9 protein-coding genes are annotated in these 13,330 nt (G+C 75.3%); 6 read left to right on the top strand and 3 right to left on the bottom strand.

Going from position 1 to position 13,330, the window contains the following annotated elements; genetic code table 11:
• The first annotated feature begins 62 nt into the window (after positions 1–62).
• The 3 genes from ACX9I7_RS22940 (at position 63) to ACX9I7_RS22930 (ending at position 3,748) form a co-directional block, all read left to right on the top strand.
• Positions 63–1,610 carry a peptidoglycan recognition protein family protein gene (locus ACX9I7_RS22940; RefSeq protein ID WP_387568462.1) on the top strand — a complete coding sequence of 516 codons (1,548 nt, stop codon included), beginning with the start codon at positions 63–65 and terminating at the stop codon, positions 1,608–1,610.
• Between the two features lie 83 nt (positions 1,611–1,693).
• Complete coding sequence (manB, locus tag ACX9I7_RS22935) at positions 1,694–2,776, top strand: mannose-1-phosphate guanylyltransferase (protein ID WP_387568460.1); 1,083 nt, start codon at positions 1,694–1,696, stop codon at positions 2,774–2,776.
• 63 nt (positions 2,777–2,839) lie between these two features.
• A complete protein-coding gene (locus tag ACX9I7_RS22930) occupies positions 2,840–3,748 on the top strand; it encodes a DNA-3-methyladenine glycosylase family protein (protein WP_459388357.1) in 909 nt (302 codons plus the stop codon).
• A 178-nt stretch (positions 3,749–3,926) separates the two neighbouring features.
• On the opposite strand, the gene ACX9I7_RS22925 is transcribed toward ACX9I7_RS22930, so the two are convergent.
• From ACX9I7_RS22925 to ACX9I7_RS22915, 3 genes are read right to left on the bottom strand one after another with little or no spacing between them, the layout of a single operon-like run.
• The gene (locus tag ACX9I7_RS22925; protein ID WP_386725999.1) at positions 3,927–5,246 is read right to left on the bottom strand and encodes a coenzyme F420-0:L-glutamate ligase; all 1,320 of its coding nucleotides are present in this window, start codon (positions 5,244–5,246) and stop codon (positions 3,927–3,929) included.
• Positions 5,243–6,214, bottom strand: a complete 972-nt coding sequence (cofD, locus tag ACX9I7_RS22920; protein WP_459388356.1) for a 2-phospho-L-lactate transferase — start codon at positions 6,212–6,214, stop codon at positions 5,243–5,245. Before cofD ends, ACX9I7_RS22925 begins: the two co-directional genes overlap by 4 nt.
• Positions 6,215–6,270: 56 nt before the next feature.
• Positions 6,271–6,777 carry a cysteine dioxygenase gene (locus ACX9I7_RS22915; protein WP_459388355.1) on the bottom strand — a complete coding sequence of 169 codons (507 nt, stop codon included), beginning with the start codon at positions 6,775–6,777 and terminating at the stop codon, positions 6,271–6,273.
• A 738-nt stretch (positions 6,778–7,515) separates the two neighbouring features.
• Between ACX9I7_RS22915 and ACX9I7_RS22910 the strand changes: the two genes are divergently transcribed.
• The 3 genes from ACX9I7_RS22910 (at position 7,516) to ACX9I7_RS22900 (ending at position 13,304) form a co-directional block, all read left to right on the top strand.
• Positions 7,516–7,779 (top strand): WhiB family transcriptional regulator, encoded by a 264-nt coding sequence (locus tag ACX9I7_RS22910; RefSeq protein ID WP_004952403.1) that lies wholly within the window; start codon positions 7,516–7,518, stop codon positions 7,777–7,779.
• 282 nt (positions 7,780–8,061) lie between these two features.
• Complete coding sequence (locus ACX9I7_RS22905; RefSeq protein WP_459388354.1) at positions 8,062–11,733, top strand: glycosyltransferase family 2 protein; 3,672 nt, start codon at positions 8,062–8,064, stop codon at positions 11,731–11,733.
• Positions 11,730–13,304 (top strand): DUF5719 family protein, encoded by a 1,575-nt coding sequence (locus ACX9I7_RS22900; RefSeq protein ID WP_459388353.1) that lies wholly within the window; start codon positions 11,730–11,732, stop codon positions 13,302–13,304. Before ACX9I7_RS22905 ends, ACX9I7_RS22900 begins: the two co-directional genes overlap by 4 nt.
• Positions 13,305–13,330 lie beyond the last annotated feature (26 nt).

Genomic DNA, 13,330 nt, shown 5'->3' with positions numbered 1-13,330 from the left:
AGCCGACTCGCCGTCAGCGGATCAATGGACAGATTAGTATGCATATGTCCAGGATTTCTGGCATGCGTGGAAATCTCGTCCCCCCGGCCGCCAGCCTCTGCGCCGCCGCCCTGACCCTGTCCTTCCTCGCCGCCCCCGCCGCCGCCACGCCCTCCGTGGCGATCCCGCCGCACCCCGCCCTCCCCCGGGCGGCCGCGCCGCCCAGGGTGCCGGGCGCCACGCACTCGCTGCGGCTCGTCCCGCTCGGCCCCGGCCACCGGGCCGCCCCGGGACACGGCCGGGTGCGCGGGCCCCAGGGGCTGCCCGCCCGGGAGGTCCCGCCGTTCTCGCTGGTCGGCATCGTCTGGGACGACGCCACCACGGAGCTGCGCGGCCGGGCCCAGGTGCGCACCCGCCCCCTCGGCGGCCGGAGCTGGTCCGAGTGGCGGGACGTCCAGACGCACGACGACGACCGCCCCGACCTCGACTCGCCCGAGTCCCGCGCCGGCACCCTGCGCGGCTCCACCGCCCCGCTGTGGGTGGGCGCCTCCGACGCCGTGCAGGTCCGGGTCAACCCCGAACCGGCCGCCGGGGGCCGGCTCGCCGAGGGCACCGCCCTGCCCTCCGGGATGCGCGTCGAGCTCGTCGACCCCGGCCACGACCCCGCGCCCGGCCGCCCCCGCGCCGCCCGGGGCCGCAGCGCCCCGCCCCCCGCGCCGGGCCCCTCCGACGAGGAGGCCGCCAGCTCGGCCGCCAACTTCCCGCTGGCCCCGCTGGGCGCCACCGAGATCCCCGCCGTCGGCAGGCCCGAGTCGGCCAAGGACGTCGAGGCCACCCACGTCGACGGCACGAACGTGGCCGAGGGCCACCCGATCTCCGACGGCCACGGCGCCGCCGACCCGGAGGCGGAACCCACGGACAGGCCCCAGCAGGGCGCCCCCGACAGCGGTGCCGACAACGGCGACGGGGAAGGGAGCGCCGACGTGTCGGACCCCGACGCCGACTCCGACCTCGACGCCGGCCGCTACGTCGGCCCCCGCCCGCGCATCGTCACCCGGGCCGGCTGGGGCGCCGACGAGTCGATCCGGGAGAAGGGCTTCGTCTACAACAAGACCGTCCACGCCGCCTTCGTCCACCACACCGCCTCCGGCAACGGCTACGGCTGCGGGCAGTCCCCCTCCGTCATCCGGGGCATCTACCGCTACCACGTGGTGAGCAGCGGCTGGCGGGACATCGGCTACAACTTCCTCGTCGACAAATGCGGCACGGTCTACGAGGGCCGGGCAGGCGGTGTGGCGAAACCCGTCAGAGGCGCCCATACTCTCGGTTTCAATACCAACAGCATGGGCATCGCCGTGCTCGGGACCTTCGGGAGGAGCGATCCGTCCAGCGCCGCGCTGACCGCCGTGGCGACCCTCTCCGCCTGGAAGCTCGGCCTCTACGGCGTCAACCCCGCCGGCACCGCGACCCTGGTCTCGGGCGGCGGCAACCTCTTCAAGAAGGGCAGCTCCGTAAGGCTCAGGGCCATCTCCGGACACCGCGACGGCTACGCCACCGAATGCCCCGGCGACCAGCTCTACAACCGGCTCGGCACGGCCCGCTCCACGGCCTCCCGCCTCCAGGGACGCTGACCGGGCGCGGCCGGAACCGCACGTTCTGCGTACACTGGCCGCCGATCACGGCCCGGCCCCGGCAGGAAAGCAGAGACGACAAGGTGACAGAAGCGATCCTCCTGGTCGGTGGCAAGGGCACCCGGCTGCGCCCGCTGACGGTGCACACGCCCAAGCCCATGGTCCCCGCGGCGGGCGTCCCGTTCCTCACCCACCAGCTGGCCCGGGCCCGGGCGGCGGGAGTCGAGCACATCGTGCTCGCCACCTCCTACCTGGCCGAGGTCTTCGAGCCGTACTTCGGCGACGGCTCCGCGCTGGGCCTCCACCTGGAGTACGTCACCGAGGTCGAGCCCCTGGGCACGGGCGGCGCCATCCGCAACGTCGCCCACCGGCTGCGCTCGGCGCCGGACGAGCCGGTCCTGATCTTCAACGGCGACATCCTCACCGGCCTCGACATCGAGGCCCTCGTGGACACCCACCGCACGACCGGCGCGGATGTCTCCCTCCACCTCACGCGCGTCGCGGACCCCCGGGCCTTCGGCCTGGTCCCCACGGACGACACCGGCCGCGTCCAGGCGTTCCTGGAGAAGCCCCAGACGCCCGAGGAGATCGTCACCGACCAGATCAACGCGGGCGCGTACGTCTTCAACCGCTCGGTCATCGACGAGATCCCCACGGGCCGCCCGGTCTCCGTGGAGCGCGAGACCTTCCCCGGGCTGCTGGCCGCCGGCGCCCACCTCCAGGGCATGGTCGACTCCACGTACTGGCTCGACCTCGGCACCCCGCAGGCCTTCGTGCGCGGCTCGGCCGACCTGGTCATGGGCCGCGCCCCGTCCCCGGCGGTCCCCGGCCGCTGCGGCGACCGCCTCGTCCTCGACGGCGCCGAGGTGGCCCCGGACGCCAAGCTCACCGGCGGCACGGTCGTCGGCGCGGGCGCGCGCGTGGCGCCCGGTGCGCGGGTGGACGGCAGCGCCGTCCTGGACGGCGCGGTGATCGAGGCGGGCGCCGTCGTCCGCGACTCCCTCGTCGGCGCCGGGGCGCGCATCGGGGCGCGTACGGTCCTGGACGGCGCCGTCATCGGCGACCGCGCCGAGATCGGCCCTGACAACGAGCTGCGCGCCGGGGCCCGGATCTGGTGCGGGGCGCGGATCCCCCAGGGGGCGATCCGCTTCTCGTCGGACCAGTAGCCGGACCGGTAGGCCGGCTCCGCGACGGACCAGTAGGCCGGCTTCGCGACGTACCCTGGCCGAATGGCCACCCGCACGTGGGCCCCGCCCACCGGCGGCCCGTACGACCTGCAGCGCACCCTGGGCGTCCTGGCGCGCGGCCCGGGCGACCCGGCCTATCGCGTGGACGCGGCCGGGGCGGTCTGGCGGGCGAGCCGCACCCCGCAGGGGCCCGGCACGCTCCGGCTGACCCATGACGGACAGGTCCGCGCCGAGGCGTGGGGCCCGGGAGCCGACTGGCTCCTGGACCGCCTCCCCACCCTCCTCGGCGCGACGGACGACCCGGCCGGCTTCACGCCCCGCCACCGGCTGGTCCACGAAGCCCACCGCCGCCACCCCGGCCTCCGGCTCGCCCGCACCGGGCTGGTCCTGGAGTCGCTGATCCCCTCGATCCTCGAGCAGAAGGTCACCAGCGACGAGGCGTACCGGGCGTGGCGGCTGCTGCTGACCCGCCACGGCGAACCGGCGCCCGGCCCGGCCCCCGCCGGCATGCGCGTGATGCCCGATCCGGCGGGCTGGGCCCGCGTCCCGTCCTGGGAGTGGCACCGGGCGCACGTGGACGCCAAGCGCTCGGCGACGATCGTCCGCGCGGCACGGGTGGCGGCCCGCCTGGAGGAGGCGGCCGCCATGGACGACGCCCGCGCGGCGGCCCGCCTCCAGGCCGTCCCCGGCATCGGCCCCTGGACGGCGGCGGAGACGCTCCAGCGCGCCAACGGCTCGCCGGACGCGGTCACGACGGGCGACCTTCACCTGCCGGGTGTCGTGGGCTACGCCCTCACGGGGTTCCGGGGGGCGGACGACGCGGCGATGCTCGACCTTCTGGCCCCCTACGCGGGCCACCGCCACCGGGCGTGCCGCCTGATCCTCCTGTCGGGTGCGATCCCGCCCCGACGGGGGCCGCGCTTCACGGTGCCGGACTTTTCCCGCATGTAGCGGTGGTTGTGGGCAGGCGTTCCGCAGGGCTGGGGGCACCTCCCAGCGGTAGCTGGGGGAGGGTGGGCACAACCCGAACGACGGCCCGCACCACCCGTGGGCACCCCCGGTTCGGGTGCGGCCCGGTGGGCGGGTTTGCGCCCACCCGTCCCGCCCAGCGGGACGATTGCCCGCAAACCTAGCGGACCGTCACGAACGGGTCCGCGTCGCGTGCGGGCCGCGCGGGCGGCGACGCGGCGGGGCGCCCGATCGCGACCGCGCCCATCGGGTCCCAGCCCTCCGGGAGGGCGAGAACGTCCCGCACCACCTCGCGGCAGAACATCGTCGACGACACCCACGCCGACCCCAGCCGCTCACTCGCCAGCGTGACCAGGAAGTTCTGCACGGCCGCCCCGGCCGCGACCACGAACATCTCCCGCTCGGCGGCCGAGCGCCGGGCGTCCGGGTAGTCGTGGGCGCCGTCCGTCACCAGGCACGGCACCGCCAGGTACGGCGCCTTCCGCAGCAGGTCGCCCCGGCGTACGCGGCGGGCGATCCGGTCCTCGGAGAGCCCGTCGGCGCGCAGGTCCGCGATCCACGCGTCCCGCATGGCGTCCAGCAGCCGCGTCCGCGACTCCTCGGACTCCAGCAGCACGAACCGCCAGGGCGTCGTGTGGTGCGGCGCCGGCGCGGTGACGGCGGCGGCGACGGCCCGCCGGACCGCGCCCGGGTCCACGGGGTCGTCGGTGAACTCCCGGACGGTCCGCCGCAGCGACACCGCCTCCTTCACCGCCTCCGAGGTCCCCAGCCGGAACATGTCGTCGACGGCGGGCCGCACCAGCCAATGAGCATCCTGCTCACCGTCCTCGGTGACCACATGCGGCAGCCCCCGCACCACGGCCACCGGCAGCCCCCCGGCCTTGCCCTTGACCAGGTCACCGGCGGCGGCGAGCTCGTCGACCGTCGCCACGACCGTCGCGACCAGCGGGTTGCCGTACGCGTCCACGCCGCCGCGCAGGTCGTCGGCGACCCGCACCCCCGCCGCGCCGATCGCGAAGTCCGTGACGCCCTTGCGCCAGGGCCGCCCGGCCGTGTCGGTGACGACGACGCCGACGTCCACGCCGAGCGCCTCGCGCAGGCCCTCGCGGATCCGCCGGGCCGAGGCGTCCGGGTCCTCGGGCAGCAGCAGAATCGTCCCGGCGCGGGTGTTGGAGGCGTCCACGCCGGCGGCGGCCATCACGAGGCCCAGCCGGTTCTCCACGACGCGCAGAGTGCCGCGCCGGGCCACGAGCCGTACGGTCTCGGCGTCGATCGCGGCCTCGCGGTCCTCGGCGGCGAGGATCCGGCCCTCGGCCTTGCTGACGATCTTCGAGGTGACGACGAGGACGTCGCCGTCGGCGAGCCCGGGCAGCCCTTCGCCCAGGGCGGCCCCGGCGATGAGCTTCGCCAGGTCGTCCCCGGGGCGGACCTCGGGGATGCCGGGCAGGGCCCAGACGCGGTACTCGGGGGCCGCGCTCACGCCCGTACCTCCTCGGCCAGAGCCAGTGCCGCACGGGCCATGGCGGCGGTGGCCTCGACGTCGGTCATCATCAGCGGCACGGCCCGGCAGCGGATCCCCGCCTCCTCGACCTCGGCCACGGCGGCCGCGTCGACGGAGTCGACCAGCCAGCCGTCGAGCAGCCCGGAGCCGTAGTGGCGGGCCACGGCGGCGGCGGTGGACTCGACGCCGACGGCGGCGAGCACCTTGTCGGCCATGCCGCGCACGGGCGCGCCGCCGACGATGGGGGAGAGGCCGATCACCGGCGCGGCGGCGTCGGCGACGGCCTCCCGGACGCCGGGGACGCCCAGGATCGTGCCGACGCTCACCACGGGGTTGGACGGCGGGAAGAGGACGACGTCCGCCGCCGCGATCGCCTCCAGCACCCCGGGCGCCGGCTTGGCCTGCTCCGCTCCCACCGGGACGATCGCGTGGGCGTCCACCGAGGCCCGCATCCGCACCCAGTACTCCTGGAAGTGGACGGCCTTGCGGGCGCCGTCGCCGCTCTCGGGGTCGTCGATCAGGACGTGGGTCTCGATCCGGTCGTCGCTCATCGGCAGCAGACGGACGCCCGGCTTCCACCGGGCGCACAGCGCCTCGGTGACGGCGCTCAGCGGGTATCCGGCGGCGAGCATCTGGGTGCGGACGATGTGCGTGGCGAAGTCGCGGTCACCCAGGCCGAACCACTCCGGCCCCACTCCGTAGGCGGCGAGCTCCTCCTTCACGGCGAAGGACTCGTCGGCCCGGCCCCAGCCCTGCTCCTCGTGGATGCCACCGCCGAGCGTGTACATCACGGTGTCGAGGTCGGGACAGACCTTGAGCCCGAACAAGTGGATGTCATCGCCGGTGTTGCCGATGACGGTGATGTCCGCGTCGGGGACTGCTGACATGAGGCCACGAAGGAAGCGGGCGCCCCCGATCCCGCCGGCCAGAACCACAATGCGCTGCATGGCCGCAGTCTTTCAGGAGCGCGCCGCCCTATTGAAGGGCGGGCCCGGGTGCCCTCCTAGCTCGTCACGACGGCGGACGGCCGTACGGCGGAGGCGCACAGCGGCGGCCGGTACATCGGCATCTCGGTGAGGCCCGGGTAGTAGACGTGGAGGCTCACGGCGGGTTCGAGGGAGTCGTTGACGACCTCGTGGGCGTACCCGGGCGCGAAGACGCGCTGGGCACCCGCTCGCAGCGCGTGGCGGGTGCCGTGCGCCGAGAGCTCCGCCAGTTCGCCCTGGAGGACGGTGAGCACTCCGGACGACGGGCCGTGGTCGTGGAGCCCGCTGCCCTGGCCGGGGACCCAGCTCAGCAGCCAGACCTCGTAGCCGGGGCCGGTGCGCAGCCGGTGGTACCAGCGGGTGGCGGCGTCATAGCGCACCAGCGGGGCCCAGGAGGCGGTGTCGGCGGCGATGGCGCGGGCCAGGCCGGCGAATTCGGCGACGGTCGTGGGGTGGGCGGCGGGCGGCGGCATCAGGTGGGGGAGGGCGAGCGGGTCGCCGGCGATCTGGACGTCGCTGTTCATGGGGGTGTGGTTCCTCGGCGCGGGTGCCGGTACGGCGGCGCGGAGCGCGCGTACGCACGGCAGGAGCGATCAGAGACAGGAAGCGGGAAAGGCCGATCTCAAGCGGTGCTGAAGACAGCGGTGGAGATCGGATGAAGCGGAGATCAGCTGGAGCTGGAGGAGCCGGGGATCGGCTTCGGTCGCGTCAACAGCTGGAACAGCGACAGCGCGCCTGCACAGCACAGCGGGACCCGTAGGCACGGGTCAGGCTGGGGTTCCCCGGGGCGGAGGCCAGGGGGAGGGAGGTCGCTGGCATGTCACCAAGGAGACCGGCTCCGGAGCTCCCCTGTCAACCGGGTGTCCGTTTTGAGGGGATCTTTCACCCGTGCGGTTACTGATTGGAGTGAAGGGTTTGCGTGCCGGTGTGTATGGACACCGGTCGGGCGACCGGGGTCGTCAATATCGGGTGCAACGGGTTCACCGCAGGTCGCGTCCTTCTTTTAGGGGCGGGAAGGCCCCTGTCCCGGACCGGGTCGGAAGTGGCTTTTGTGGCGAGTGGTGGATGTGTCCACCCTTGAGGCGGTTTGGCAACTTTCCGCGCGCCCTTGGTTCCGCAGAGTGAATAAGGGGCTCAATAGCAGATCCCGGCTTGACTGCCCCGGATCGGCGCACTTGTAATTTCACTCGTGTCGTTCTGCCGCACCTGACCACCTGACACGCGGCAGCACACGGGGACGCATTGACAGACGAGGGGCGCACATGACCGAGCTGTTCCAGCAACTGCTGGTCGAGGAGGCGGACGAGGAGCTCGGCTGGCAGGAGCGCGCGTTGTGCGCTCAGACCGACCCCGAGTCCTTCTTTCCCGAAAAGGGCGGATCCACACGCGAGGCGAAGAAGGTCTGTCTTGCCTGTGAAGTCCGTTCCGAGTGCCTTGAATACGCGCTGGCCAATGACGAACGCTTTGGCATCTGGGGCGGTTTGTCCGAGCGTGAGCGCCGCCGCCTCAAGAAGGCCGCGGTCTGACAGACCGGCGTCATGACCTGACGGGATGTCTCGTTCAAGGCCGGCCGTGCCACGGCCGGGCGAGGGGACCGCGGAGCCGTCCGCTCCACCCACTCCCGCACCATCCTCCATACCGCACGGTCCGCCCCTCGCGCCCCGCACGCGAGAGGCGGACCGTCGCGTTCACAGCCACTAGGGTGGGGGCCCGTCCGAGACGTACCGACGCCCTGGTGGGCCCGCGCCCACGAGAGCCGCGCTCACACGTCCATCGCAGTCTCCACTGAACCGGGGCCCGCACCTGCCATGTTCGACCCCACCACCCCCGCGTTGCTCGACCCGGCCCTCCCGCCCGCGTTCCCGCACCACGTCGTCACCGCCGTCCTCGTCGCCCACGACGGCGCCCGCTGGCTGCCCGACGCCCTCGCCGGGCTGCTCGGCCAGGAACGGCCCGTCCAGCACGTCGTCGCCGCCGACACCGGCAGCGCCGACGACTCCCGGCGGCTCCTCGCGGACGCCCTCGGCGCCGACCACGTCCTCCACCTGGCCCGGCGCGCCGGCTTCGGCACCGCCGTCGAGGAGGCCGTCCGCACGGCCCCCGTCCTGACCGCCGACGACCTCCCCTACCTCAGACGCTCCAGCGGCTGGGACCCCGCCGGCCGCACCTGGACCGAGGACGCCCCCGGCGCCGACCGCGCCGACCGCCGGCCCGTCCAGTGGCTGTGGCTGCTCCACGACGACTGCGCGCCCGAGCCCGCCGCTCTCCACGAACTGCTGCGCGTCGCCGAGGCCGAACCGGACGCGGCCGTCATCGGCCCCAAGCTCCGCAGCTGGTACGACCGCCGCCAGCTCCTGGAGACCGGCGTCTCCATCGCCCGCAGCGGCCGCCGCTGGACCGGCCTCGAACGCCGCGAACAGGACCAGGGACAGCACGACCAGATCCGGTCCGTGCTGTCCGTCTCCACCGCCGGCATGCTCGTCCGCCGCGACGTCTGGCAGGAACTCGGCGGCTTCGACCCCCGCCTCCCGCTCATGCGCGACGACGTCGACCTGTGCTGGCGCGCCCACGCCGCCGGCCACCGCGTCCTCGTCGCCCCCGACGCCGTCCTGCGCCACGCCGAGGCCGCCTCCCGCGAGCGGCGTCCCGTCGACTGCGCCGGCCGCAAACCGGCCAACCCCCACCGCGTCGACAAGGCCGGCGCCGTCTACACCCTCCTCGCCAACACCCGTGGCGCGCTCCTGCCGTACGTCATGCTCCGGCTCGTCATCGGCACCCTGCTGCGCGTCCTCGGCTACATCGTCGGCAAGGCGCCCGGACAGGCCCTCGACGAACTCGCCGGATTCGCCGGCGTCCTCCTGCGCCCCGGGCGCGTCCGCGCGGCGCGCAAACGACGCGGCGAGCCCCGCATCGCCCCCGCCGAACTCCGGCCGCTCTTCCCGCCCCCCGGCGCGACCGTCCGCGCCACCCTCGAACAGCTCGCGAGCGACATCGGCGCCCGCACCGAGGACGCGGCCCCCTCCGCCGGACGCCACGGCGGCGCCGTCGAGTCCGGCCCCGGCGGCGACGACGCCGACTACCTGGAGATCGAGCAGTTCGCCCGGCTCAGACGCCTCGCCCGCAAGCCCGCGCCCGTCCTCTTCACCCTCCTGCTCCTCGTCTCCGCCCTCGCCTGCCGCGACCTCTTCGGCGGCGGCTCCCTCTCCGGCGGAGCCCTCCTGCCCGTCCCCGCGCACCTGACCGACCTGTGGTCCGCCTACACCGACGGCTGGCACCCGGTCGGCGTGGGCAGCACCGAGAACGCGCCCCCCTACCTCGCCGTCCTCGCGGCCCTGGCGACGCTCTTCCTCGGCTCCACCGGCATCACCCTCACCCTCCTGCTCGTCTGCTCGGTCCCGCTGGCCGGGCTCACCGCCTACTTCGCCGCCCGCCCCCTCATCGCCTCCCGCCCGCTGCGCGCCTGGGCGGCCGTCGCCTACGCCTTCCTGCCCGCCACCACCGGCGCCCTCGCCACCGGCCGGCTGGGCACCGCCGTCCTCGCCGTCCTGCTGCCGCTCCTGGCCCGCGCGGCCGTCGCCGCCACCGGGCTCCGCGCGCCGGGCACGGCCCCCGCGTGGCGCGCCTGCTGGGCGTACGCCCTCCTGCTCACCGTCACCACCGCCTTCACGCCTGTGGTGTGGCCGGTGGCGGTGCTCCTGGGCGTCGTGGCGCTCGCGGCGAACTGCGTCCGGGGCGGTGCCGCCCGGGCCGCCGTCCACGGCCCCCGCTTCCTCGCCGCGGCCGCCACCCCCCTCTTCGCGCTCGCCCCCTGGTCGCTGGGGCTCCTCACCCACCCCGGCCGCTTCCTCGCCGAGGCCGGGCTGGCCTACGGCCACGGCACGGCCGGCCCGCTGCGCCTGCTCACCGCCGACCCCGGCGGGCCCGGCACCCCGGGCGCCCTGCTGTTCGCCGGGGTCGTCCTGGCGGCGCTCGCCGCCCTCCTCCGCGCCGACCGCCGCCCGGCGATCCTGACCGCCTGGACCGTCGCGCTCGCCGGAATGCTCTGCGCCGCCCTGGTCAACCGATCCGTCTGGGCCGGGCCGGGCACCCTCCTCTACGGGCTCGCCCTGATCGCGGCGGCCGCCGTGGGCGCCGAGGGCGCCAAGGAGCGCGTCGCGGCGCACGGCTTCGGCTGGCGCCAGCCGGTCGCCGCCCTCGTCGCGCTGGCCGCCGGGGCCGCCCCCGCCGCGGCCGCCGCCGTCTGGGCCGTGCACGGCGCCGCCGGGCCGCTGGAGCGGCGCGACCCGGTGCAGGTGCCCGCGTTCGTGGCCGAGGAGGCGGGCACCCGGGACCAGGCCCGCACCCTCGTCCTCGGCGGGGACCCCGGCCGGGTGACGTACACGCTGGTCCGCGGCGCGGGCGCCCGGCTGGGCGACGCCGAGCCCCTGGCGGCCGCCGGCCGGCAGCGCGAGCTGGACGCCATGGTGGCCGCGCTCGTCGCCGGCTCCGGCGCCGACCAGGCGGGCCGCCTCGGCGACTACGCCGTCGGCCACGTCCTCGTCCGCGACAGCGCCCCCCGCGACATGGCCCGCGTCCTCGACGCGACCCCCGGCCTGACCCGCCTGGGCAAGGAGGACCACAGCTCCCTCTGGCGCGTCGACATCCAGGTCGCCCGCGTCACCATCGTCACCGGACCGCGCCGGCCCGACGGCACCCGCGCCACCGCTCCCGTGCCCGTCGCCGCCGGTCCCGTGACGGCCCGCGCCACCGTCCCGGCCGGGACGGGCGAGCGGGTCCTGCGGCTGGCCGACAAGGCCGCGCCGGGCTGGCGGGCCACGCTCGACGGACGGGCGCTCAAGGCCGTCACCGTCGACGGCTGGGCCCAGGGCTTCACCCTGCCGGCCCGGGGCGGGAAGCTGACCGTCGCCTACGAGACCCCCGTCGCGCGGACCGCCTGGCTCTGGGCCCAGGGGCTCCTCGCCGCCGTCCTGGTCGTGCTCGCCCTGCCGGGCCGCCGCCGCGAGGTCGACGACGACCTGCCCGAGGACGCCGCCGCGGCGCCCGCGCCCGTACCGGCACAGGCCGGCCCGGGAGAGGGGCGCCGCGCCCGCAGGCTGCGCGCGGCGACGGCCACCACGGGCGGCACCACCCCGCCCGAGGCTCCAGAGCCCGCCCCGGCGCCCGAGCCCGTTTCATACGATCCCTACAACCCGTACGAGCAGCAGCCGGCCGCGGCCGACGCCGACCCGTACGCCGCCGATCCCTACGCCGCCGTCCCGCACCAGCAGCAGTACGCCGAGTGGGACCAGCCCCAGGGCCAGGGCGCCTACGGACAGCAGCAGCCGTACCAGGAGAGCGGCTACGCCACCGGGTACGGAACGGGCTACGCGGACCCCTACGCGGGTGGCGCGCACGACCCGTACGGTTACGGGCACCGGCCCTACGACACGACGTACGGCGGGGGCGAGGGGCCCCACCGTGACGGGAGCCAGCAGCAGTGAACCGCACCACCCTGTCCCTGTTCGCCACGACGGCCGTGCTCGCCGTCGTCACGGGAGTCGCCGCGCTCAACCCGCCGTCGGGCGACCACGCGGGCGCGCCGCCGCGCGCGGGCCGGATGCCCGTCCAGCGCTCGGCCTTGCTCTGCCCGGCGCCCACCTCGTCGGACGTGGCGAGCACGACGTACACCGCTTTCACGCCACCCGGGAAGGGCGGCGCGGCGGCCGGGGCCACGGCGGACCTGCTGCCCGTGGCGGGCCCGGCACGCACGGACGGCAAGAAGGACGAGCCCAAGAAGGACGCGTCCAAGACGGACGCTTCGAAGGACTCCGCGAAGGACGACAAGAAGAAGGACGGGAAAAAGGCCGAAACCGATCCGGGTAAACCCGTCCTGTCGCTGAAGGAGCCCGGCAAGCCCGTCACGGCCACCACGGAACGCTCCGACGCCCCCGCCCTCCTCGGCTCCGCCGCCGGGCCCCTGGCCCCCGGCTGGACCGCGCAGCAGACGACCACCGTCGCGGCGGGCGGCGGGCGCGGGCTGCACGGCCTGACCTGCGCGCCGCCCGACACGTCCTTCTGGTTCCCGGGCGCCAGCACCGCCAAGGGGCGCCAGGACTACGTCCATGTGTCCAACCCCGACAACTCGGCGGCCGTCGTCGACCTGGAGCTGTACGGGCCCGACGGCCGGATCAAAGCCCCCTCCGGCGAGGGCGTCACCGTCCCGCCCCGCTCCACCGTCCCCGTGCTGCTGTCGTCGCTCACGGACGCGCCCACCGAGAACCTCACCCTCCACGTGGCCGCCCGGTCCGGCCGGGTGGGCGCGGCGGTGCAGGCGTCCGACGACAAGACCGGCGGCGACTGGCTGGCCCCCTCCGCCGACGCGGCGGCGGGCGCCGTGCTGCCGGGCATCCCGGCCGACGCCACCTCCGTCCGCCTCGTCGCCTTCGCGCCGGGCACGGACGACGCCGACGTCACGGTGCGGCTCGCGGGCCCGAGCGGCTCCATCAGCCCGGCCGGGCACGAGTCGCTGCACGTCAAGAGCGGTATGACCACGGTCGTCGACCTGGGGGACCTCACCAAGGGCGAGGCGGGCTCCCTGCTGCTGACCGGCGCGCGCGGCAGCGGCGCGGTCGTCGCCGCGCTGCGCGTGACGCGCGGCAAGGACGACAAGCAGGAGACCGCCTTCATCCCCGCCACCCCGGCGATCGAGGGCCGCGGCACCGTCGCCGACAACCGCCCCAAGGCGAGCACGCTGTCCCTCGTGGCCCCCGGCAAGGAGGCCCAGGTGAAGGTGACCGCGTCGGCGGGCAGCGAGGGCGGCACCCCCGTCAGCAAGACCTACACGGTCAAGGCCGGGACCACCCTCACCGTCGAACCGCCCCAGCCCGCCGACGGCAAGGGCGTGTTCGCCGTGACCGTGGAGAAGGTCTCGGGCGGCCCCGTCCACGCCTCACGGATGCTGGCGCTGCCCAAGGACGGCGTCCCGATGTTCACGATCCAGCCGATTCCGGACGACCGGTCCAGCGTGGCCGTCCCCAAGGCCGAGCAGGACCTGTCGATGCTGAACGGCTGACCGGCCCTGACAAGGCCGGCGCGTCC

The sequence above is a fragment of the Streptomyces sp. L500 genome (assembly GCF_054551825.1).
Note: the sequence above shows the minus strand (reverse complement) of the source record. Positions and strands in the feature narration are given on the sequence as shown.

Excerpts from the sequence above, each read along its gene's own strand:
- ACX9I7_RS22940 (WP_387568462.1), top strand. The coding sequence starts at position 63 with ATGCGTGGAAATCTCGTCCCCCCGGCCGCCAGCCTCTGCGCCGCCGCC.
- ACX9I7_RS22915 (WP_459388355.1), bottom strand. The coding sequence starts at position 6,777 with ATGAACAGCGACGTCCAGATCGCCGGCGACCCGCTCGCCCTCCCCCAC.
- ACX9I7_RS22910 (WP_004952403.1), top strand. The coding sequence starts at position 7,516 with ATGACCGAGCTGTTCCAGCAACTGCTGGTCGAGGAGGCGGACGAGGAG.
- cofD (WP_459388356.1), bottom strand. The coding sequence starts at position 6,214 with ATGCAGCGCATTGTGGTTCTGGCCGGCGGGATCGGGGGCGCCCGCTTC.
- ACX9I7_RS22930 (WP_459388357.1), top strand. The coding sequence starts at position 2,840 with ATGGCCACCCGCACGTGGGCCCCGCCCACCGGCGGCCCGTACGACCTG.
- ACX9I7_RS22905 (WP_459388354.1), top strand. The coding sequence starts at position 8,062 with ATGTTCGACCCCACCACCCCCGCGTTGCTCGACCCGGCCCTCCCGCCC.